Here is a 22,823-nt window from a genome sequence, read left to right on the forward strand (position 1 = left end):
GTATTCAATCTTTAAAGAATCGAGTGAAACTTTCTATGGTCATTTTCGCAGCTTCTTCTGGGTTGGGAACTGGAAAGGCTTCGGCAGAGATAAAACCACTATATCCACTTTCTTTCAAAACCTTGGCGATGGGACTCATGTCCGTGTGGCCGGAGCCAATTGGCGAGCGATTGCTGTCTGCGAAGTGGATATGACCAATTTTTGAAGCATTTTCTTTAATACTTTCTGCAAGATCTGATTCCTCAATATTCATATGAAATAAATCCGCGAGTAGCTTAACCCCTTTAGCATCTCCTTCCTTCAGTAAGGCAGCTCCATCTGTAAGTCTATTAATCAGATTCGTTTCGTACCGGTTTAGTGGCTCATAAATCAAGAATGTGTTTAAGCTTGCAGCCAAAGCTCCCAATTCTTTGAGTGCTTCCTTTAGCCAGTTCAAACTTTGGCTTCTGGAATTTCCCGGAAGGGCATGCCCTTGCATGGATCCGATAATAGCCGGAGCACCAAAAGCCGCTCCAAAGCGGATCATACCTTCGATAAATGCCTTTGCTTTCTGTCGGATGCTAGGATCTGGATCTGTCAAAGTAAGGCCGTGCAGAACTTTCCCTGCTCCTGTCCCTACCGCGGCGAGCTCCAATGAATACTTCTCCAAAAGTTCATGCAGGTATTCAATTTCCATTAATTCGGGGGAAGGGGTAAAGAGCTCTATCCCATCAAATCCAAGGTTTTGAGCCTTCTTCATTCCCTCCTCCAGGTCTTCCCAAAAAATCCATGGGCCGGTTTTGATTTGAGGGACTAATGCTATGGTTACTGCTGATTTGATCATGCTTTCTCTAAGTCAATCATAATTTTTATAATTCCTTTGGCGTCTTTCGCCCAGGCTTCCAAAGTTTCTGGCCCTTCATCAAGCGAGATGGTTTTACTAATGACTTCTTCCACTGGAAATCGTCCTGATTCCAGATACTTAATGACCATCGGAAAATCCTCTCGACCTACGCAGTTTCGCGAACCCAAAATTTCGATTTCCTTTTGTACAAAAAGAGAAGTGTTAAAAGAGACCTCATGCTTTGCATAGCCTATGCAAACCACCCGGCCAGTGAAAGCCACTTCTTCTACTGACATCTGATAGGTTTGAGGGCTACCCACAGCTTCTATGATCACATCCGGCCCATGCCCACTGGTACACTCCTTGAGAAATTCGGACACAAGGGTATGAGTGGGATTCGCTGTGAACTCTGCCCCGATTTTCTTTGCAACTGCTATTTTGGAATCATCAAGGTCTATAGCAATTACCTTCGCCCCTCGCTCCACAGCTCCCGCTACCGCACCAAGTCCTACGATTCCGCACCCGATCACGGCAACCATATCCTCATTACTCACTCTCCCTCTATCCACAGCATGAAAGCCTACGGTCAACGGTTCAGCCAAAGCTAATTCCCGGGTACTCAGTTTCTCGGAGTAGAAAAAATCCTTCCAGGGTAAAACGATATAATTAGTCATTGCTCCAGGTCTGCGAACCCCCATGGTTTTATTGGTTCTGCAAGCATTTGGTCTTTGATTTAAACAGGCTTTGCATTTGCCGCAGGCTAAGTATGGATAGACTGTACCCCTAAGACCTTTGTAAATCGACTTTGGGACACTATTTCCAATTTCTTCCACGATCCCTCCGACCTCATGTCCGAGGATATTCGGGTATTCCTGAAGTGGGAACATACCCTTGAAGGAATTCAGATCCCCTCCGCAAAAACCCACCTTATCCACCTTAAGGAGAATCTCTTCATCTCCTGGAGAAGGTTTTTCTATTTCGCGGATTTCTGACTTACCAACATCAGTTAAAAAAAGTGCTTTCATAGGCTACAGGTTGTTCTCAGGTTTTCCCTCGAACCACATTTGATTTTTATAAGGAGCAACAAGCTTTTCTATCGACTTCATCAACTCTTCCGGAATGCTTAAATCAATTGCTGCCAAGTTTTTCTCCACTATTTCCGGTTCACACATTCCCACGATGGTCGTGGAGATTCCCTCATGCTTCATTGCAAAATTCATAGCCACCTGACTGAGGTCAAGTTCATAACTTTTGCAGAGTTCTATCAGCTTCGGCTGTAAAGCTTTGACTTCATCTGGAGATCGATGCCATTCTGGCAATTCGGCATCTGAGAGGATGCGTTGCATCAAAGGCGCCGCATTCATGAGTCCGAGATCTTTTTCCCGACTCAGCGGAACCAGCTCGTCATTTATTTCATCTTCCAGCAGATTATAATGGCCCCATGATAAAATCGTATCTATTTCTACTTCTCTGGCGATTTGGGCCAAGTATCGAACGGGCAGTCCCGTGATTCCCACAAAGCGGGCCTTCCCTGATTTCTTCACTTCGTGCAAAGCTGGAATAGCCACCTCGGTGATGAGGGATTTATCCACGAACTCAATATCATGCAGCTGGTAAAGATCAAGATAATCAGTCTGTAACCGCTTCAGTGAATCTTCAATACTCGAAAAAATTCGCTCCCTGGAAAAATCAAATTCCTCCAGACCATATCTGCCGCATTTACTGGCAAGGGTAACTTTATCCCGTTTGCCCTTCAGGGCTTTCCCCAGACGAGTTTCTGCCAAGGTCAATCCATAAAAGGGAGCCACATCGAAGAAATTGATTCCTTGATCTATGGCTAAATGTGCAGAAGCCAATGCGGTGGACTCATCCACAGGGTCGAAAACATTCCCCATAGGAGATGCTCCAAACCCCAAAATAGAGACCTGTAGCTCTGTCTTTCCAAGTCTTCTAAACTCCATGCTTTAAGATAGAAGTTTTACTTCAATTCTGACTACCACCTCGGTCTGATACCGGGAGAGTATGGGAAAGTAAGACTCTCATAATAGTCCAGATCATGCTCAGGCTGCTCCCAGTCCGCAGGTATCTCCATTTTAGAAAATTGTTGAAAGTACAGAAGACAGGCATCTCTCCACCATTTAGCCTCTTTCTCCTGAATTTCCAGATGCATCAAAACATGCTCAAAGCGCTCTTCATCCACCATTCCTTGAAGATTTTCCCAATCCTCTTTCATATGGCTCACGATTTCTGCCCCTTCGTAATACTCCCTAACGAGCTGCATCCAGAGCGAATTCCCTGTGCTTAGCTCATGATCCCAGGGGACATGATGAAACCAGAGTAAAAATGGCAAAGGACATGTTTCCATATTTTCATATTTCGCCGCTAGCATAGGGTGATACTGTTCCAGTGCATTACTTCCTGTGACCGTTCTGTCAAAGCCCAATCCTTCAGAATCTGCTTTGTGGTAATATACTGAAGTCCAGTCTGCCCTGGACATTTCACTTACCCATGGACCGGGTCCAAAATGATGTCCCGGACCCATGATATGATGAAGCCCGATAGGTGTCATATATTTCACACAAGCTTCATATGATCTATCCAATAAACTGCTGACGGTTTGCACTACTTGTTCCTCGTGGCCAAAAGTGAGTTTTGCCCATTCTTCGAAGATGTCATCTGATTTAGAATTAGGGTTCCAGGCCATTTTTCCATAGGCAAACCAGTCTGCCTGGGCAAATAGATTTCCCGTCCAGTTTCTAGAAGTTCCTATGTTAGAAACTCCAGCCATTCCCGTCAATTTTTGATTAGTTAGTGAACCGTCTAATACCTTCGCAACAGTGGAATTTTCTCCAAACTGATAGGTGTCAGTTTGAAGAATTTCTTCATACATATTCGATAGGCCCACCAGATGCGTTCCCTGTCCCAGATATTCTTTGGTAACCTGAAATTCCATCATCACAGGAGTTTTGCGCATCGCACCAAAAAGTGGATGGATGGGCTCTCTGGGTTGAAAATCTATAGGGCCATTTTTCACCTGTACCATTACATTCTCTCTGAACTGACCATCGAGCGCCATGAATTCATCGTAGGCCTGCTTTGCCCGGTCTACGGGCTCTTCTTCACTGTAAACAAAAGCCCGCCAGATCACCACACCTCCAAAAGGAGCCAGGGCATCTGCGAGTAGATTTGCTCCTTCAGCATGGGTTCTTCCGTATTCCTGAGGCCCGGGTTGGCCTTCGGAATTTGCTTTCACCAGAAAACCACCGAAATCCGGAATTTTTTCATAAAGCTCGGCAGTTTTTTCTTTCCACCATTGCTGGACTTTCGGGTCCATAGGATCAGCAGTTGCCAATTTACCCAGCTCAATAGGCGAGCTAAAACGGGCTGTGAGAAATAGTTTTATCCCATAAGGGCGAAAAACATCAGCCAGGGCTGCCGCTTTCTCCAGGTAATCTTCCCTGAAAATCAAGGAGTTTGCATTTACATTGGTTACTGCAGTGGCATTGATCCCAATCGAAGCATTTGCACGAGCATATTCTATGTATCGCTTATCTATAAATTCGGGTAATTGATGCCAGTTCCAAATAGAAAAACCAGCATAGCCTCTTTCTACCGTTCCGTCTAAGTTATCCCAATGGTTAAGCATTCTGAGCTTAAGTTTAGGAGCTTGGGAAATCCTGATATCTTCTATTGGTTTTTGTAGCTGAAGATGCCTCAGAAAGTGAAAAACGCCATAGAGCACACCGCGCTCATCTGTTCCCAGAATATAGGTTTTACCCTCAAATCCTTCAATGATAAATGCTTCTTCCTTTTTGTTATCCGGGTTTTCATCAGCGACTGTAGAAAGGAAAGAAAAGTCTTCCCCGATAGAGCCAACGATAATATCAGCTTCTGTCTGGGTGCTTACAGTTTGGGTTTTTTGGGTAAGCAGGCCATTTAGGCCCTTTAGTAATTCATTTTCGGCTGTTTTAAAGATTTCTCCTTCTCCTAAAAATGCTATTGTCCTTAAGTTAGCCTGGTAATTTTCCAGTATTTCAGGATCAGAAATTTGATCATATCTGAGCCAAAGACGATAACCATCATCTGCCTGTAATCGGAGTGCAAGGCATATAAAGAAAACCAGAAATAGGTGCAGCTTAAAGTTCTTCATGCAGGATATTACAAAATCCATTTTGAATTACCGGAAAAAATAAAGGTCTTTAAGGTTGCGTTTAGCGAAAGTAAAAAGGGCGTTTTAACACCCTTTTTACTAATCGACCTTTATTATTTTTTGTAAACCTGTACCCCTTCTTTGATGGTTTCTAAAACCATAATGTTTTTTATTTCTTCCTCAGGAACTTTTAAAGGGTTTTTATCAAGAATAACCAGATCAGCTAATTTACCTACTTCAAGGGTTCCTTTACTGTCTTCTTCAAAATGCTGGTAGGCTGACCAATCCGTGATGCCTTTCAGTGCCTCATACGCGGTTAGTTTTTCATCAGCACCAATTACTTGTCCTGATCTTGATTTTCTTTCAACAGAAATCCCAACCATACGCATCAAATTTGGTAGAGCCACAGGTGCATCTGTGTGAATGGTGATGCGTAGGCCTTTATTTAATGCAGTTCTCGTCGGACTGATGAAATTTCCCAGGCTATCGCCAATAATTTGCTTGTGCCAATCCCCCCAGTAAAAAGTATGGAGAGGAAATAGAGAGGCAATTACGTCCAATTCCTTGAACGAATCCAGCTGATCTTCGCGGACGTACTGGCCATGAATAAGGACACTTCTCCGATCATTATTTCCAAACTCTTCTGAGGCAGGTTTCATAGTTCGAATCATTTGATCCATAGCAGCATCCCCATTAGCATGGGTTAAAACCTGCCAGTTATTGCTAAAAGCTTTCTTGTATAATGCCGTAACCACACTGTCATCCGGAATAGCCGGATAACCTTGGTATCCTTGCTCCGCACCATCTGGTGGAATCAGATAAGGCTCTGTTCGCCAGGCTGTTCTTCCCTGAGGTGATCCATCAAGAGTTATTTTCATTCCACCAATACGGTAATGATTGTGGTAATCCTTACTGTTCCATTGAGAATCCATATAACCGTCTACAAACATATAGTCGATATAGCTTACCACATCTAATTTTAATTTGCCAGCCTCTGCTTTTTTAACCAGCCCTTCATGATTTTGCATGGTGCGACCATCTTGGGCCGTGGTGTAGCCATAAGACAAGGCCATGTCTTGACCCTTTTCGAAAAAGCGCTCAGCAGCTTCCTTGGTAGCTGGGGTAAGGGCTTTTAGATAATATGGAATTGCAGCCAATTCCTCCAACACACCATTGGGTTCGTTGTTTGCTTCTCTGCGGATGATTCCTCCTTCCGGGTCTTCCGTATTTGAATCTATACCTAATTCTTCCAATCCTTTTGAGTTGACCACAGCAAAGTGCCCAGATATATGAATGATCATGATGGGGAATTCGGTGCTTACTTCATCCAGATCCTGCTTGGTCGGAAAGCGCTTTTCTTCAAGTACCGAATCATCAAATCCAATTCCGAAAATCCATCCTGTAAGGGCTCTATTTTCAGGTGTATTCCACTCTTTTAATATGTTGATGAGAGTTGGGATATCCTTGGCCCCTGCATCCGGAGGTGGTAAGATTTGGGCACCAATGGCCTGAGATGAAAAATTGTCAAAGTGCGCGTGCCCATCAATAAATCCCGGAAGTAGAGTTCTTCCATTAAGATCTATTTTTTTGGCTTGTCTGTACTTTTTTTCAGCTTCTTCCTTGGTACCTACAAAGGCAATTTTTCCTTCTTCTACCACCAAAGCTTCAGCATATTGAGGACTGTCCCCTCGCATGGTAATAATATCACCATTCAAATAAACCGCTTGATTAGAGGGAGTGGTTTGAATGTTACAAGCAACTACTATCAAGCATATCACTGCAATAATTAAAATCTTAATTTTCATAGCATTGAGAAATAATTTTGGCCAAAATTTAGGCTATGAGTAGTCGCCTAGCAAAGCACTTAATTTACTAAATATACCCCAATCTGAAAACTCTTGAGACTTTTCGGAAGCAGGTGAGGCCTTGTCTGCTGAGAAGCAGATTGAACTTGTGTTTTATTTTAACGGCCACCGACAATCATCCCCCTCGTTCCTTTGTAAAAAATGCATTCTCTTTTCTAAACGATAATGGTATTGTTGGGTTAATAATAGGACTCCAACCGCAATCTTAAGGATACTGCCACCTTGTTTTACTCCATTCAAATGAGACATATACCACTATTATTGATTCTTTTAATCTTTGCCATTAATCTTCCTGGAATAAGTCAAACATTGATTGATACTGCGAATCCTCCCAATAAACTTCGAGTATTTGTCGATGGTTGTGACCGCAGAGATGGGGGCTGTGATATGGATTTTATCAGAACGGAAATTACCGCTGTTGATTTCTACAGGGATAATCAAGAGGCAGACGTTTTTGTGCTCATTAATGATAACAGGTCCGGTGGAGGTGGTAGACAATATCAATTGATTTTTATAGGCCAACAAAACCTCCATGCAGGAAGAACCGACACTCTTTATGTCAATAACAGACAGACGGATACAGACTTTGAGATACGGGAAAAACTTACCCGTTTTATCAAATTAGGTTTGGCTCCATATGTGGCGAAAACCCAAGCAGGAGAGGGCGTGATTATCGACATGAAAGCTAACTCTGGTGTTCTTGAAAATACCGAACAGGAGATCGTTGATCCCTGGAACTTCTGGGTTTTCAATCTGGGGAGTGATGCAAACATTGAATTAGAGGAATTAAGCAGGGACGTTAATTTTGGTGCAGACTTTAATGTGAACCGGATTACAGATGATTGGAAAATCAGCATATCCGGAAGAATAAATGAAAGGTTTAGAACCACGGTTCAAAAAGAACCAAGAGTTGATGAAAATGGCGATCCGATTCTTGATGAAAATGGCAATCCAATTATCGATGAAGTCGAGAGTGATTTTGATGTGTCAGAGTTTGGTTTTGGTCACCAGCTGGTAAAGTCCATTTCACCCCAATGGTCTTATGGATATGATCTTGATGGTCGTCAGAACACTCGGTTTAATTATCAGTTTCAGGTCAGCTTCAGGCCTGCCATAGAGTATAATTTTTTCCCAGAATCAGAGCAGAACTCTAGGTTTCTGAGAGTGAATTATGGGGTGGAAGTAAGGAATAATAGATATGTGGAAGAAACTATCTATGGAGCAACCGAGGAGACCAGAGCTCTACAAAGTTTGAGAGTGAGTTTGGGATTAACACAACGTTGGGGTAACCTGCAAGTTGGATATCGCCTGAGAAGTTATCTCGATGATTTTAGCTTTTGGACCACAGGATTAAATATTAGCGCAGAAGTCCGTGTAACAGGAAATTTTTCGTTTTTTGTTAGGGCAGAAGGTAACTACGTGAAGGACCAGATTTATCTGGCATCAGGAGATTTCACCGAACAGGATATTTTGAGTGGGAGAGTGACTCTTCCCTCGGCCTATACCATCGATACCAGATTTGGGCTTAATTACCGCTTTGGTTCCAATCTGAATAACTTCGTGAATCAACGATTCTTTGGAAGAGCCAATTTCGTCGGAAACGATTGATGTTAATTTAAAGGTGCCAAAAAGATAGGGTATACCCTTTCACACTCCGTATCAAAAAATTCCTTCTCTATCCAATCTCACAGGAATGAAAACTAAATTGGTCAAGCTGCGCCAGAATCAGGTTGAGTCGAAGTAGCCTGCTATTTTATTCAGCTTTAATTCTAGCTACTTTTTCCTTCCCAAAGGAAGTAGCATTGGAACTCTTCTTTTGTAGTCTTGGAATGCCTCGGGCCTTTTTTTCATCATTTGCTTTTCTTTCATGGGGATAGAAGCAAATACGAACATGGCCAGCATCCCTACCGGGCCTAAAGCTGTGTACCATGGCGCTCCATATCCAAATCCCATAAACATCAAACCAAACCAAAAAAGGATTTCACCCAGGTAGTTTGGGTTTCGCATATGTGCCCAAAGGCCGCTTTGGAGTAAATCCTCTTTCTTTGGATTGGGTCGTTTTCGAAATCGAATCAATTCGCGATCTGCAAAAAGCTCAAGCAAGGTTCCAATTATTCCAAGGGCAAAGCCTAACCAAAACAATCCACTTGATTCGAGTTCCCCCAATTCATATACCCAGAATAAGCCGAGTATACTCGCGAAAACGATTAAGGTGGGATATAAATGAATCGCAGAGAAATTGATTGGCTGGAAATACTGTTTGAATTGATGTCTGAAATTCACGTAGCGAAAGTCCTCATGGTGCCATCCCGGCCAACCAATTCCCCAATTGAAGGTCAATCTCCAGGACCAGAAAGAAACGACGAAGGCCGCTGACCAATGGTAGATCGTCCAATCTTGACCTCCGAATGCATGATACCAGGCAAGGATAAAATAGAAAGGAATCACACTCCAGTAGGCATCATACATGCTACTGTTCTTCTTGAATAGGGAGAAGATGAAAGTCACCACTGTCATGGCTAAGTCCGCATAAAAAAAGCGGGCTATGCTACTTTCTCCCTCGAAGTATTCAAAAGTAAACCAGCCACAGGCTGCAATTATGAGATAGTAAAAGCCTACTTCAATAAGTGCTTTTGCCTTCATGAGAGAGTGATTTGATTATAATGATTCAGGTTTTGATAGCGATCTGCCAGCCAAGAAATTTGGCGTAGTTCTTTTTCAGATTTTGCCCAGGTGATTTTAGCGAATTTGGAAACTAGTCCGGTGGCATGCTTGTCCTCATCGTGTGTAGCGAATACATGCTTTGGCTTCAGGATGTCCACCAGTTCTTTTACATTCTCTATTCCTGGGGAGACAGTTCCTCCAAGAAGAGCAGGCAACCGGTATTCATTAAACGGAGTAATTAAAACTTCACAGCCTGGCCCTTTTTTCATAAATGAGATCTGTTCGGTGTTTGGGTGAAAACCATGGGTTGCCAGAAAAACTCGTTCTCCCTCGGACTCCAGCATAAAGGCATCGTAAATGGGATCAATTTTTCTGGAGGTAGGCAAAAAAGTGAATGTGGTTCCCAAAAATTCAAGCTCAGGCTCCGCTTTACTCATCCCAACTATTTCCGCTTCAGGCAAAATCTTTTTTAATGCCTTCTGGATGCTTGAAGGTGCAATGACCTTCTGGGGCTGTAGTTTTTTTAGGGTTTCCTTATGGAAGTGATCAGGGTATTTCTGTGTGATTAGGACTGCATCAAATTCAGGTACATCCTGAAAAGAAAGGGGCTTAGTTCTATGCCATTGGGTGTTGAACCAAGAGAAAAAATCCACCTCAGTTCCTTCCAGCCAGGGATCGATCAATAGTCTTAATTCATTGATTTGCAAAAACCATGAATTATCAAGATTGAGTCTTTGGATTTTGATCATATAAAAAACTAAGGCCTGGAAGACTTTGGTTTCACTAGATAATCAGAATCTGGATGATAGGCAATGGAATTATATGGGTTTCCTTGTCTTATTCTTCCAAGAAAATCAAAATAACCAACAAACCGTCTTGCCTGACGAGGGCAGGCCAGAAAGAAGACAATCAAGTTTATTCACCGAAGGCAGGTCAAAAACAATCCCCTCTATAGGCTAGTGAGCTCTACAAAAAAATACTAGTAAATGAACTATTGATTATTCATGGAAGCCTTTGTTGCCGCCAGTTTTTCCTTGTATTTATTCATTAAAGCATTCGCAAAAGCCGTTTTATCATTCCTTAACAACTCCATTGCTTCTCCATTAACAATGGTTGGATGGATATCCCTTAGGTTGCCATCACTCCAAGATGCAAGCTCTACCAATATGGGAGCTAACGCCAAGCCCTTATCGGTTAAAAGATAAAGGTTGGTCTTTTTATTTTCTGGACGTTTTGTTTTGATGATGATTCCCACCTCCTCAAGAAGTTTGAGTTTAGAAGCAAGAATATTGGTAGCAATAGCTTCTTCGCTTTCCGTAAAGTCTTTGAAAGTTTCCTTGCCTTCAATGAGCATTTGCTTAACGATAACCAGTATCCACTTGTCGCCCAGAACATCTAAGGCTGAGGTAAACGGGCAATTACATCTGAAGTCTTGTGGCATATGTTAATACAGGATTAAATATTACTTGCAAAATGAAATTAATTTAAAATGACTTGCATTTTGAAAGTTATTTGATAATATTGCTTGCAAAACAAAAGTAAAAAATTTTTCCAAATGAGAAAAGCATTCACAGTATTGGCACTTTCAGGTCTTCTCGTTTCCTGTGGCAATGCGCAGACAAAATCAACAAGCGAGCTCAATTCTAAAGAATCAAACGAAATGAACAACAAAGAAATCGTAGGTACCTTTTTAGGTGCTGTTGCGAAACAAGACGCTGAATCAATGCGCAAATTTGCTAATGCGGATTACATTCAGCACAATCCATTTGTACCAACTGGTTTAGAACCTTTTATTGGTTTATTACCCGTTTTAAAAGAACACGGAACCTATGCCGAAAACGTGCGAATGTTTCAAGACGGCAACTATGTGTTTATGCACAACATCTGGAAAAACGCCAAACCTTTTGGGGCAGATGAAATGGTGGCTTTTGACATTATCCGTGTGGATGAAAACGGGAAAGTAGCCGAGCATTGGGATGCAATGACCGATTTAGTGAAAGAAACTGCAAGCGGAAGAACACAAACTGATGGACCAAATACTGTTGAAGACTTAGACAAAACCGAAGCGAACAAAGCCTTGGCAGTTTCCCTTATTGAGGACGTTTTAATGGGTAAAAATCCAAGTAAGATTGGCGACTATATCAGGTCCGAATCGTACCATCAGCACAACCCACAAATTAAAGATGGTCTAACTGGCATAGTGGAAGCAGTGGAGTATCTCACTTCTCAAAACAATATGTTTAAGTACACAAAAATCCATAAAGTATTGGGTGAAGGCAACTTCGTGCTAGCAGTAAGCGAAGGTGAATGGAATGGTGGTAAGAAACACGTGTTTTACGACTTGTTCAGAATGAAAGGTGGTAAAATCATAGAACATTGGGATGTAATCCAAGATATACCTACAGAAGGGTTGGCTCACAATAACGGAATGTTTGGGTTTTAGTCAGCGTTTTAAATTACATTATAAAAATCCAGAATTGTATTTGTTTACAGTTCTGGATTTTTGTTTTTCCTAACGGTCTCGGATATGGTGCGTGTCCCGCAGGGCATGCACTATACCCGTTGTTACAAACCGTTTTTATTTTCTATAATGTTCTTTGATAATCTGTCTAGAAAATCCTGGGAAGTAAAGTAGATTTTCATAAACGGACGAGAACCATACGATAACAGTATTGGTCTTTGGTGAAACATATATTCCTTGTCCATATCGGCCTGCCTTGTACATATCGCCATCATCAAAAACACAATCCCACTGATAGCTTGCATGTGATGGAATTTCATTGAAGTATTTAGCATTGTTTGAACCTTGCTCACCTTTCAGATAGGCATCTGAATATTTTTTATCGTACGCTTTTTTGAAATATGAGTCACTTACAATTTGCTTGTCTGACACTTTATTCCAACTAGGAGTAAATAACATTCCAAATCGCCCCATATCTCTAAGCCTTGAAGAAAAAATAGCACCATTCAAAACTTCACCCTGTGGAGTTATAGCATAATGCCCTTCGCTTTCCATTCCAACTTTTGTCCAGATTTTGTCGCTTAAAACATCTTCAAATTTCTTATTGGTTACTCGTTCAACTATGATGCCTAGGATTTGTGTATTCATAGTTGAATAATCAAATTGAATACCTGGTTCAATGTAAAGCTTTACATCTTTCATTATATCAAAAAGTGATTTTTCAGAAGGTTCAGAACGGGTTGCAATCGCATATGCAAACCCAACTGCCAACGGATGTCCAGGGGTTTTAAAATTTTTATTGGTTTCTACGTAATCCATGCCCGACACATGGTGCAAAAGGTGTTCAACTTTTACCTTCTGCCAATCTTCACTTGAAAACTCAGGGATATAATGTGTTACGTTTTTATTTAAGTCAATTAAACCTTCTTCTTCTAGAATATGCACCAATAAACCAGTTAATGATTTAGAAGCTGAGAACCATACATGTTTATCAAGACGCCTCATACCCATGTATTTCTCGAATACAATTTTCCCTCCATGAATAATCAATACCCCTTGCATTCTTGCTTGTTCGTCGTTTAATAATTCTCTAAAGGTTTTATCACCAGCATTGGTATATGTCATTGTTTCAAGAATATCCAAATTGATTTCTTCCTCTAGGAGAGCAACTTGTCCATCACGATAAATAGTTCCTGTATTTGCTACTTCGGTAAGATTAAGAAATCCATACGCTCCTGCATTATCAGCCGTAATAAAACTGCTACTTCGGTATTTATTTCTGTATTCTTGAGCTTGTTTAGCTGATAACCCGTCCTTATATATCGAAACAGCTTTTAACTCAGAATTGCTTTTATCAACCTTTTCAACTTGTTTTTGTGTTTTTACAGCTGTTTGCTCTTTGGGTGTATTTTGGGTACAACCAAAGCCTATAATTAAGAATACAATTATTAAAGGCAGTTTATTTTTCATTATGTACAGATTTAATATTGATGGCTTGAATGGTTTGTAACGGTTGGGCTATGAGTAGTTGCAATGTTTAGCGCTTAACTTTGCAAGTACACACCAAACTGAAAATCCGAGAGGATTTTCAGAAGTAGGTGGGACTAAGCAATTACTTATAGGCATTGTTGGCAATATTTTTTTATCTGGTTATGTGATTCTTTTGAAATATTATTTTCTTATCCTAAAGAAAAAACGTTGCTCCAATTCTAATTGTATTTATATCATTTGTAAAATTAGGATACCACCCTGTGTTGACTTTAAATTTATTTGGGGTAATTATGTAGTTAAAGTTAACTTCAGCTTGCCAAATAGTGTCAAAATCAAACATTGTAACAATAGGATTTAAAAACACAAATGCTTGTTTACTAAAACTTAAGCTCATGTTGGTTTGAAACCCTAAACCACTTTCTTTAGGCTCTGTTAAATACACATAATTAACTCCAGGAAACAAGGATATGTTTTTATTCAAAACAAGCCCGACCACTCCACCTACCGCAATAGACCAGGTGTCAGAGCCAAGACCCTTTTCAGCTGAACCTGTTGGAATTGTAATATCAGTAAATGGCGCAATGGCTATAATAGTGCTTGATATATTTCTTTTTACTACGTTAAAGTAACGCAATCTAACATCTGAAAGCCCAAATTCATTTGTTGCATCATTATACAATAGCGGTACTTCTCCTAATAAAAGATTATTAGGATTGAAAGCATATTGAAAATTAACTCTTGTACCATAAGTTGCAAAACCGTCATAAGCGTTATATTCACCTAATGTGTTAATTTGTGTGTAAAGATTAGTAGGCTTGGAAGGGTCTATTTCTTCTTTTGTATTTTGTGCTTTTATACTATGAAAACAGAAAGCTATCAAGATCAAACTTAAAAATTTATATTTCATATTATTTATTTTTGAGAGAATTCTTTAGTAAAAGACTAATAACAAGACAACAATTATTATAATGCTTTTTTCGCCTTTGTTATGTACAACATTTACATTTTATTATTATTTAAATAAACAAAAATTTTATATTTACTAATTAATAGAATGTTTTCATAAATTTTTTTTAAATATAATGAATAAACTTTTCACACTTTTCTTATTAATATTTGTTATTCACTATACAAGTTTCTCACAAAATGATTCTCTCGTGCTAAATAACGGAGATTTTATTGTAGGAGACTTAAAAAGTATGTTCAAGGGTGTTTTGACTATTGAACCATCATATTCAGACTCAGATTTTAAAATTAAATGGAAAGACGTTAAAGAATTAAAGGCAACTCAGCGTTACTTCATAGCGCTTTCTGATGGGCTAAGAACTAATGGAACATTAAAAAGTTCAGGTATTGGAAAACTAATAATTCACAAAGGGGAAGGGGATTACCTAACTGTTAATCAAAGTGATGTTGTTTACATAAAAAGTATAGATAGTGGTTTTTTAAGCCGTCTTTCTGCTAATATAGATTTTGGTTTCACATTAACTAAAGCTAATAACCAACAACAACTAAACGGTAATTTAAGGATGGGATATTTGGCGGATAAGTGGACGACTAGACTATTTTATAACACGTTATTGACCAAACAAGATGATGCGTCAGATATACGGAGAAATGATGCTGGAATTGAATTTCTCTATATTTTGCCTGAAGATTGGGTTCTTGGCGCAAGCGTAAATCTACTATCAAATACAGAACAATCCTTAGACTTACGCTTAACAAGTAAAATGGGAATTGGTAATTATTTAAAATATTCTAATACGATGTATTGGAATGTTTTGGCTGGTTTTGCGTATAATACTGAAAGCTTCTTACCTATTTTAAATCCAGAGCAAGGAATTACTACAACAACACCGAATAGAAAATCATTTGAGGGATTTTTGAAAACAGAATTAAACATATATGATCTCGGTGATTTAGAGCTTTTCACCAATATAATTCTATACCCTACAATTTTTTCAGATACCAATGTTAAGTCTGGTCGCACTAGAGTAGACTTTAGATTCGATGTAAAGTATGATGATCTCTTTATTGAGGATTTTTACATCAGAGCAGGTTATAATCTCAATTATGATAATAGACCAGCTGAAGCAGGAAAAGCATTAGATTATATCTTTACTACAGGATTTGGCTGGGAATGGTAAATTCTACTACAATCAAAAAAACACCAAACTTGGTATTAGGGTTACCTTTTATAAACTTGTTTACCCTCTTTATAAGTTTCTAAAACTATAATGTTTTTTATTTCTTCTTCAGGCACTTTTAAAGGGTTTTTATCAAGAATAACTAAGTCGGCAAGCTTACCTTTTTCAAGAGTTCCTTTGGTGTCTTCTTCAAAATGCTGATAGGCTGACCAATCTGTAATGCCTTTGAGCGCTTCGTAGGGAGTTGTCTTCTCATCCGCACCAATCACTTGACCTGAACGGGACTTTCGCTCAACTGAAATCCCGACCATCCTCATTAAATTTGGCAGGGCTACAGGTGCATCTGTATGGATGGTTATCCTCAAACCTTTATCCAAGGCTGTTCTGGTAGGACTGATAGAGTTTCCAAGGCTATCTCCAATAATCTGTTTGTGCCAGTCTCCCCAGTAATAGGTATGTAGCGGAAATAATGAAGCAATGACATTCAATTCCATAAAAGAATCAAGTTGATCTTCCCGAACATATTGACCGTGGATAAGAACACTTCTTCGGTCATCATTTCCAAATTCTTCTATGGCAGGCTTCATTGTACGTATCATCTGGTCCATTGCCGCATCACCATTGCCATGGGTCAAAACTTAACAGTTGTTTTTAAACGCTTTTTTATACAATGACGTCACAACACTATCACTAGGAATTGCTGGATAACCGCTGTAATCTGGGTCTGCCCCATCTGGTGGAATTAAATACGGCTGAGTTTGCCAAACTGTTCTTCCCTATGGAGATTCATCAAGTGTTAAAAAGATGCAAAGCACAGCAAGTAATTAATTACGTTTTATTCACATAATAATTCCTATTTAATCATTTTTATAAACGCTTTTGCCTTCTTCTATGCATTCTGTAATCTTTGTTGAATGTATTTGCATTGGATTTATTTTTAATGAGTTTTCATCAAAAATAAACAAGTGGGCCAAAGCTTACTTTTTCAAACGTTTACTTTCATTTATTCTCGTAATTTGGCCCATATTTCAACTTTTGCCCTTTTAGTAAATATGATATTCCCAGCTGAGTCATAATCAATTTCTAATTCTTTTAATTTAGTATCATTTCCAGGTAGCTTAAACGCAAAAGATGACATCCCATTGGTAAAAACACCGGTGCCTTTTGGATAGAATTCTTTTTCTGTGCCGTCGGACATTTTGACGCGTAGCTTTTTAAGCTTAACGGTTCCCCGAATACACTTTAACTTTATTGTAGAAATGTTTTGTTTTTTGCCAAGCATATTGACTTTATCTGTTTCAGCCATGTAAGACACAGTTTTTTCCGATAGTTTTATCCAACCCTTTTCTTCAGACTGCGCGAAGGAACGAAGCCCAAACGCAACAATCAATACCAGAGCTAATAGAATACTTTTTTTCATTTTATTGATATTTTAATTTTGTTAACCGACAACAGCGGTTCAATTCTTTGAGTGTTTTCAATCCAACTTATTTAAATTAATCATAACCTTTTTGGTCAAAAAGAACTGTACAACCATACCAGATTTGATCTTGGTGATAGGATTTATTCTTAATTTCGGTTAAGCCATTTAGCTTCAGGCGGTTGGTTTAAATTGCCCACAACGGTTTGTGCAAATGCAGTAACCGACGTTTGGAGGATGTTGGCATTTTGCACATTGTTGGCATCAGTTATCTTCTTTTTAATCTCCTTTTAGAAAAGCCAATACTTCTTCATTTTCTTCATTCATCAAAATCAAATTCAGTCCTTCTAATTTATAAAAGGCTACTTGATTAATTGCTTTGATAAAAGCCTCAGCAGTATCCATTTTATGGCACATTTTCTTGGTGGAGGCAAGATTTCCAAAAACAATTTGGTTTTCGGTCACTTTCTTTATCCCTCCTGAGTATTGATTGCATCCATCATATCCGAACACCTTCAGGTCGGTTAGGTTAATTTCCATTCTCGGTATCGGTGACATACGGTTAATGGGGTTTCCATTTATTCTTGTAGTTACCCAAATATCATGAAGTCTTTGATTTGGATTATTTGGCTTTTCTTTTATGAATTCAAGAATTTTCTTTTCCGTTTTATCAAAAAATATAACCGTCTCGCCTTGTATTTGATAAGTCGATATGGAGTTAAGTGTTTTTTGAAACTCAGGTTCAACATTTTTGTTGATGCACGCTTTTTTTGTACCTGCCACTGTTCCTAAAGATATTTCGGAAGCAGTCAGAGTCTCTATTTGACCTGTAAAATTATTGCAACCTCCATTTGCTGCCAATACTTTTTTAGAGAGTTCAATGGTGATAGTTGGTATAGCTACCATTCTGTTAAGTGGTGCATTGTTCAGTTTTACTAAAGTCCAATCACCGTTCAGTTCTGAGCGAATATCTTTTTGCTTATCCAATACTTTTATAAGTTCGTATTTAATAGAAGAGCCGTCAGCAGGTACTTCGTTTTTATCTAATCGGGTTTTCTTGACCTCAATCTTTTGAAGATAACCTTCTTCAAATTCAAAGCCTTTTATAGAAGCATAGAAGTTTTCCCAATTAGGGTTGTTTATATCTTCTCCCCTATAAATGTTTAAACATTGCATTTTCCCTGCTCCCGCAGAACATTCGGTTTTTATACCGCTTACCCAGAAAACTTTATTCATTTTGTTTGAGCATGATTGAATTAGTACCAGTAAAAATAAAATTAAAAGTAATTTTGTCAGATTCATTATTATTGATTTTACTTTTTTTAATTGATGCCAACGGTTTTGTATAAGAACCGTTTAAATGGTTTTTATACATTGTTGGCAATAGTTTTTTATTCTGTCTGTTTGAATTCTTTGCTAATCGAATAATCACCTTTATAAACGATCCCGAAAATGCCAATATCTTTAATCTTTAGAGGATCAATTTTAAATGGATTTTCATTTAGAATTGTAAAATTGGCAATCTTATTCACTTTTAAAGAACCAATTTCATTTTCTAAGTTTAAGGTTCGTGCAGCATCAATAGTAATAGCCTTCATAGCATCAAAAACAGAAATTCTTTGATCTTGTGAGAATTTACTTCCCTGAGAGGTTTGTCGGTTCACCGCGGTCCAAACAAGGGTTAATGGTTCCACTGGAGCCATTGAAAAGTCTGAATGAAATGAAAGTGGAATATTTTGATCTGTTAGAAGTTTAAGTGCTACAAGATTTTCAGCACGGTCAGAACCAAGCCCAAACTCTGAATATTTATCGGCTAGTGCCCAAAGATAATATGGATTTACAGAAGCTTCTATGCCCAGATCAGCCATTTCACGAGTCATTGATTCATCAAAATATCCCATATGATGAAGAGTTAGACGATGTTCTTTCCTTGGACTGGTTTTCTGTGCCTTTTTTACTAGATCAATAACCATTTGTTGCCCTAGATCTCCGTTTGAATGGACATGAATTTTATAATCATTATTCCAATACATCATGAGTTGCTCTTCGAATAAATCCAGTGGGGTCATCCATTCTCCATGATGCCCATCCGTGTATCCATCTTTCATTTGCATGAGTTGAGAATAAATGGCACCGTCTGAAAATAGTTTTACCTGTTTGGGTAAAAACTTAACATTTAACCTGTTATAAGATCGTACAGTGTCCAAGGTTCTCATAAATGCCATGGCTTCTTCATTGCCACCTTTCATTCCATATAACTGGGTGCCACTTGGAATCAAATACACATCATAGGGAGGATTATTTTCCATTTCCTTCATGAGCAACTTTAGTTCTCCATCAAAATCAGAGCTCGGAAAGCCTGGTTCTGCAATAGTTGTGATACCATTCTGATGTAACAATTCACTCATAGTGCTGAGACCTTTGAGATAGCTGTTTGGCTCAAGCAAGATGGGAGCCATCTTAGGGACTAGTGCAAGCCACCCTCCTTCAAAAAAATGACCTTTACTCCATTCTACCTGAGGGTTATCTTTAAAATCACTTTCCTTGATGCCTAATTTGGCAATCGCAGCATCATTTAAATAAATTTCGTGGAAAGAACGGTGTATGATTCCAACAGGTTGATTTCCAGCAATTGTATTAAGAAGGCCTTTCGATAGTTCTCCATGCCAAAGTTGATGATACCCCCAGATGAAATACATTTGATCTGGGAAGGCATTTGATTTTATAGATTCGCTAATTCTACTGCGATATGCTTGTTCGCCTTGGACACCTTTTTTGGTTCCGGAAGGTAATTTCCAATCGTAAGGAGCAATGATTTCGTTTTGAAGCATGATGGCAGCCAGAGAAGGGTGCAAATGAGGTTCAATAAAACCTGGCATGAGCGTCTTGCCTTCCAAATCAAATTTTGTTGCATTTTTATACCGGTTTTCAGCTGTTTTTAGATCTCCTTCAAAAATAATTTTTCCATTAGCTTCTACTATGGCTTCCAAATACTGTGGACTTTCTCCTTCCATCGTGATGATGTCTCCATTAAAATAGATTTTGGTCGATTCATCTGAAGCATTTGAGTCCTTACTTTTTTTCGAAGAGTCGTTGCACGAAGAAAAAATTATGGCACTAAGGATTAAAAATAAAAAGGTTAATTGTTTCATGCTTTTATAATGTTATAATTATTGCCAACGTTGGTGTATAAATTTCAGTTGCGGAAAATCGGTACGATTTTCCGAATGATGTATAAAGATAGTAAATTGTAATGAATTTCTTTATAAGAAATTCAATCGCAATTGAATTTATGCTTTGTTGGTTGCAGTAAGATTTCAGTTTTTTAAGGTTCATTCAGCGTTTTGTTTTGCGTTCAGTTATTCAATTCTACATTTTGATTCTGCAATTTTTGGAAATCGATTGAGTAGAAGTGGTTAATTCACGTTTTTTTTAATTCCGCTCGAGTTGGTTTCAGCGCACAATTCCGTTTTACATTTTTCAATTCAGCATTACGTTTTGGTTTTGAGTATTAAATTCAGTTTTTGCGCAAAGTTCCGCTGTTTTCAAAGTTCGGAATTCACACGATTTATACGTTTAGTATTTAATTCCGCTATTGTAACCAACGGTTTTGGCTATGGTTTCGTTGCGTGAAAATCCGCGAGGATTTTCCGCCGTAAACCGAAGTTAGCAAACACGCAGGAATTTCCGCGAGGAAATTCCGCCGTAATGAACTATAGCCGTTGTTGTAAACAGTTATTTTTTTATTCGTTTTAATTCAGTTAATCGGTTTTTATACATCTCGAAAATGACATCAGGATTCCATTCTTCGTCTTCCGTTTTTCCGTGTCCAAGTGACATTAACGCAATCAATTTTCCGTTTTCCGCATAGAATTCGCAATTCCAACTCATTTGAGTGAAATAGTTTTTCGGCATATAATTTTCCGTTTCTCTTGCGTAAACCAGCTCACCATTTTTTTCAAAGTATATTTCTTGATAATACGTTTCCTTTTCGTGAGACTCAATTGTTATTATTCGGTTTCCGTTTTTCAGATTGCATATGTTCCAAAATTCCGTTTTATTATTAAAGTCCGAAACAGCGTCAATTCCGCCAGAACAATTGGATGAATTTTGTTTAAATTCTGTATTGATTTCCAAGCGTATTTTTTCTTCCTTTTCACGTTGGCTTTGAGCATTACAACTCAAAATTCCAAAAGTCAATATTAAAGTCAGAAATGCGTTTTTCATAATTGTTTACAACTGCAGGGTTAAACGTAGTTCTGGTTTGAGAATGAAAAGATAATAAATTCTTGAGCAATAATTAGAGAAAAGGTCTTCCTTATACTCTCTAATTATTGATTGTCAATTAGCTTCGCGTGAGAGAAGCGTAAATTGTAGAATTTATTAGATTGGGAATTCGAGGAGCAGGATCAAATTACTATTAACCGACGATGTCGCACGTTTTGGCTCGAGGCCCGCTGAAGGCGATATTTTTGGGATTGGCCATAATGGTAATTTGGTTTAACCCTGCAGATGATAGCACGTTTACTTTAAGATGCATTGTCTGCGAAGCAGCGCAGATTAAAGTTCGCCTTTGGCGAATGTGCTATCATCGGTTTGTGTATGAGCAGTAGCGGATTAGATACGACTACTTTTCAGTATGAAATATACTTAAATTCAATCAAAAAGCGGTTTGAGTTAGTACCCGAACCGCTATTACTTATACACCTTGTTGTGTGCTGCCTTTTATTATTCTTTGATTTTGCAAGTTTTAATTCCAAACGGTGCATAAAGTGGACAAAAGCTAATCAAACTTGTTAAAACGAATACTCCTGCAAGTACCAATAAAATGATACCTAATGTACCTGATATTGTTCCTGTAAAATAAAGAACACTAACTATTGCAGTGATTATAACTCTTATAATTCTGTCTGCTGAACCCATATTTTTTTTCATAATGAATAATTTTAAATTATTGTAAGATTACCTTACAAAGGTAAATAGGCGTTTAGAGCTATGCAGTGACTGTAGTCACCACTCGTCAATAATTCTGATTTTACCTGATTTTTGTTCAACTTTCCCGTCTGTTTCAAGCTTTTTTATAACTCTAGTAACTACTTCACGAGCAGTTCCTAATTCATTAGCTATTTGGGAATGACTCATATTAACAAAATTGTTATGACCTAATTCAGTCTTCCTCTTCAGATGGTCGAACAGTCTTTTATCCATTTTATCCAATAACAAGCTACCTATTGTGTCTAAAAGCTCCACATATCTTAGATTAAACTGATTGTAGAAAAGTTCGTTGAAGTCTTGATGTTCTCTTAGCCAAGTTGGTAATAAATGAACAGGTAATAAAAGTACTGTTGAATCTTCTTCTATTGTTGCAAATACTTTACTCGGGGTATTTCTTAAAGCCGCATAAAAAGACATTACGCAGCTTTGGGCTGATTCGATATAGTATAGTAGCAATTCTTTCTCATCAAATCTTGAATATACTTTTATCAGGCCATTAACAACAATCGGTAAAACTTTGACATACTGCTGTTCTCTTAAAATTTCAGTTCCTTTTGGGAATTGCTTTATGCTAGATTCTTGCAGTATTTGTTCAACCAAATCAGGTTTAAGAAAAGATAATATTTTTCTGTCAAATTCCATTTTACGTCTTTTTCTTTGGTTGCACACAACGGTTTGGCTATGCGCAGTGTCCCGAAGGGCATTGCGTATAGGTTTTGTTGTGCCCCGTTTTTATTTTTCTTTTCATTCTATTTGCGGTGGCGTGAAAGCTCTTTGTAACCGCACGTAGGAGGATTGCAATGTGCT

Annotated in this window: 20 protein-coding genes; 3 read left to right on the top strand and 17 right to left on the bottom strand. The window is 38.6% G+C overall.

From position 1 onward, the window contains the following. Window positions 1-4: 4 nt before the first annotated feature. The 5 genes from QVH07_RS09075 to QVH07_RS09095 all read right to left on the bottom strand — a co-directional run bounded on the left by QVH07_RS09075 (window position 5) and on the right by QVH07_RS09095 (window position 6,778). A complete protein-coding gene (locus QVH07_RS09075) occupies window positions 5-823 on the bottom strand; it encodes a sugar phosphate isomerase/epimerase family protein (protein ID WP_289999851.1) in 819 nt (272 codons plus the stop codon). Beyond that, complete coding sequence (locus QVH07_RS09080; protein ID WP_289999852.1) at window positions 820-1,848, bottom strand: zinc-binding alcohol dehydrogenase family protein; 1,029 nt, start codon at window positions 1,846-1,848, stop codon at window positions 820-822. Before QVH07_RS09080 ends, QVH07_RS09075 begins: the two co-directional genes overlap by 4 nt. 3 nt (window positions 1,849-1,851) lie before the next feature. Beyond that, entirely contained in the window at window positions 1,852-2,784 is a 933-nt protein-coding gene (locus tag QVH07_RS09085) for an aldo/keto reductase (protein ID WP_289999853.1), read from the bottom strand. 32 nt (window positions 2,785-2,816) lie between these two features. Then, the gene (locus tag QVH07_RS09090) at window positions 2,817-4,973 is read right to left on the bottom strand and encodes an alpha-glucuronidase family glycosyl hydrolase (protein ID WP_289999854.1); all 2,157 of its coding nucleotides are present in this window, start codon (window positions 4,971-4,973) and stop codon (window positions 2,817-2,819) included. Between the two features lie 113 nt (window positions 4,974-5,086). Then, complete coding sequence (locus QVH07_RS09095; protein ID WP_289999855.1) at window positions 5,087-6,778, bottom strand: amidohydrolase; 1,692 nt, start codon at window positions 6,776-6,778, stop codon at window positions 5,087-5,089. Between the two features lie 300 nt (window positions 6,779-7,078). On the opposite strand from QVH07_RS09095, the gene QVH07_RS09100 reads away from it, so the two are divergent. Beyond that, window positions 7,079-8,446: a hypothetical protein gene (locus QVH07_RS09100; protein ID WP_289999856.1), complete on the top strand. Its 1,368-nt coding sequence runs from the start codon at window positions 7,079-7,081 to the stop codon at window positions 8,444-8,446. A 165-nt stretch (window positions 8,447-8,611) separates the two neighbouring features. On the opposite strand, the gene QVH07_RS09105 is transcribed toward QVH07_RS09100, so the two are convergent. The 3 genes from QVH07_RS09105 to QVH07_RS09115 form a co-directional block, all read right to left on the bottom strand. Continuing rightward, window positions 8,612-9,481, bottom strand: coding sequence for a DUF1295 domain-containing protein (locus QVH07_RS09105; protein WP_289999857.1), 870 nt, complete (start codon window positions 9,479-9,481; stop codon window positions 8,612-8,614). Beyond that, a complete protein-coding gene (locus QVH07_RS09110) occupies window positions 9,478-10,251 on the bottom strand; it encodes an MBL fold metallo-hydrolase (RefSeq protein WP_289999858.1) in 774 nt (257 codons plus the stop codon). Before QVH07_RS09110 ends, QVH07_RS09105 begins: the two co-directional genes overlap by 4 nt. Before the next feature lie 242 nt (window positions 10,252-10,493). Next, window positions 10,494-10,943: a winged helix-turn-helix transcriptional regulator gene (locus QVH07_RS09115; RefSeq protein WP_289999859.1), complete on the bottom strand. Its 450-nt coding sequence runs from the start codon at window positions 10,941-10,943 to the stop codon at window positions 10,494-10,496. A gap of 114 nt (window positions 10,944-11,057) precedes the next feature. On the opposite strand from QVH07_RS09115, the gene QVH07_RS09120 reads away from it, so the two are divergent. Continuing rightward, window positions 11,058-11,945, top strand: coding sequence for a nuclear transport factor 2 family protein (locus QVH07_RS09120; protein ID WP_289999860.1), 888 nt, complete (start codon window positions 11,058-11,060; stop codon window positions 11,943-11,945). Window positions 11,946-12,080: 135 nt separating this feature from the next. Here QVH07_RS09120 and QVH07_RS09125 read toward each other — a convergent pair whose 3' ends face one another. Both QVH07_RS09125 and QVH07_RS09130 read right to left on the bottom strand, forming a co-directional pair. Next, window positions 12,081-13,433, bottom strand: coding sequence for a serine hydrolase domain-containing protein (locus tag QVH07_RS09125; RefSeq protein WP_289999861.1), 1,353 nt, complete (start codon window positions 13,431-13,433; stop codon window positions 12,081-12,083). Between the two features lie 214 nt (window positions 13,434-13,647). Next, window positions 13,648-14,361: a hypothetical protein gene (locus QVH07_RS09130; protein WP_138259773.1), complete on the bottom strand. Its 714-nt coding sequence runs from the start codon at window positions 14,359-14,361 to the stop codon at window positions 13,648-13,650. 175 nt (window positions 14,362-14,536) lie between these two features. Between QVH07_RS09130 and QVH07_RS09135 the strand changes: the two genes are divergently transcribed. Beyond that, window positions 14,537-15,601, top strand: a complete 1,065-nt coding sequence (locus QVH07_RS09135; RefSeq protein ID WP_138259772.1) for a DUF481 domain-containing protein — start codon at window positions 14,537-14,539, stop codon at window positions 15,599-15,601. Window positions 15,602-15,642: 41 nt separating this feature from the next. Here QVH07_RS09135 and QVH07_RS09140 read toward each other — a convergent pair whose 3' ends face one another. The 7 genes from QVH07_RS09140 to QVH07_RS09170 all read right to left on the bottom strand — a co-directional run bounded on the left by QVH07_RS09140 (window position 15,643) and on the right by QVH07_RS09170 (window position 22,658). After that, window positions 15,643-16,236 (bottom strand): amidohydrolase, encoded by a 594-nt coding sequence (locus QVH07_RS09140; RefSeq protein WP_289999862.1) that lies wholly within the window; start codon window positions 16,234-16,236, stop codon window positions 15,643-15,645. Between the two features lie 368 nt (window positions 16,237-16,604). Next, entirely contained in the window at window positions 16,605-17,021 is a 417-nt protein-coding gene (locus QVH07_RS09145; protein ID WP_289999863.1) for a DUF2541 family protein, read from the bottom strand. Window positions 17,022-17,300: 279 nt separating this feature from the next. Then, on the bottom strand, window positions 17,301-18,257 hold the full coding sequence (locus QVH07_RS09150) for an META domain-containing protein (RefSeq protein ID WP_289999864.1): 957 nt from the start codon (window positions 18,255-18,257) through the stop codon (window positions 17,301-17,303). A gap of 155 nt (window positions 18,258-18,412) precedes the next feature. Further along, window positions 18,413-20,173 (bottom strand): amidohydrolase, encoded by a 1,761-nt coding sequence (locus tag QVH07_RS09155; protein ID WP_138258249.1) that lies wholly within the window; start codon window positions 20,171-20,173, stop codon window positions 18,413-18,415. A gap of 583 nt (window positions 20,174-20,756) precedes the next feature. Continuing rightward, window positions 20,757-21,248 (bottom strand): hypothetical protein, encoded by a 492-nt coding sequence (locus QVH07_RS09160; protein ID WP_289999865.1) that lies wholly within the window; start codon window positions 21,246-21,248, stop codon window positions 20,757-20,759. A gap of 501 nt (window positions 21,249-21,749) precedes the next feature. Beyond that, window positions 21,750-21,956 carry a YgaP family membrane protein gene (locus tag QVH07_RS09165; protein ID WP_289999866.1) on the bottom strand — a complete coding sequence of 69 codons (207 nt, stop codon included), beginning with the start codon at window positions 21,954-21,956 and terminating at the stop codon, window positions 21,750-21,752. Between the two features lie 75 nt (window positions 21,957-22,031). Beyond that, the gene (locus tag QVH07_RS09170; RefSeq protein ID WP_289999867.1) at window positions 22,032-22,658 is read right to left on the bottom strand and encodes a Crp/Fnr family transcriptional regulator; all 627 of its coding nucleotides are present in this window, start codon (window positions 22,656-22,658) and stop codon (window positions 22,032-22,034) included. Between the last annotated feature and the right edge of the window lie 165 nt (window positions 22,659-22,823).

This window comes from Algoriphagus sediminis (genome assembly GCF_030403435.1).
In the GTDB taxonomy this organism is placed as follows: Bacteria; Bacteroidota; Bacteroidia; order Cytophagales; family Cyclobacteriaceae; genus Algoriphagus; species Algoriphagus sediminis.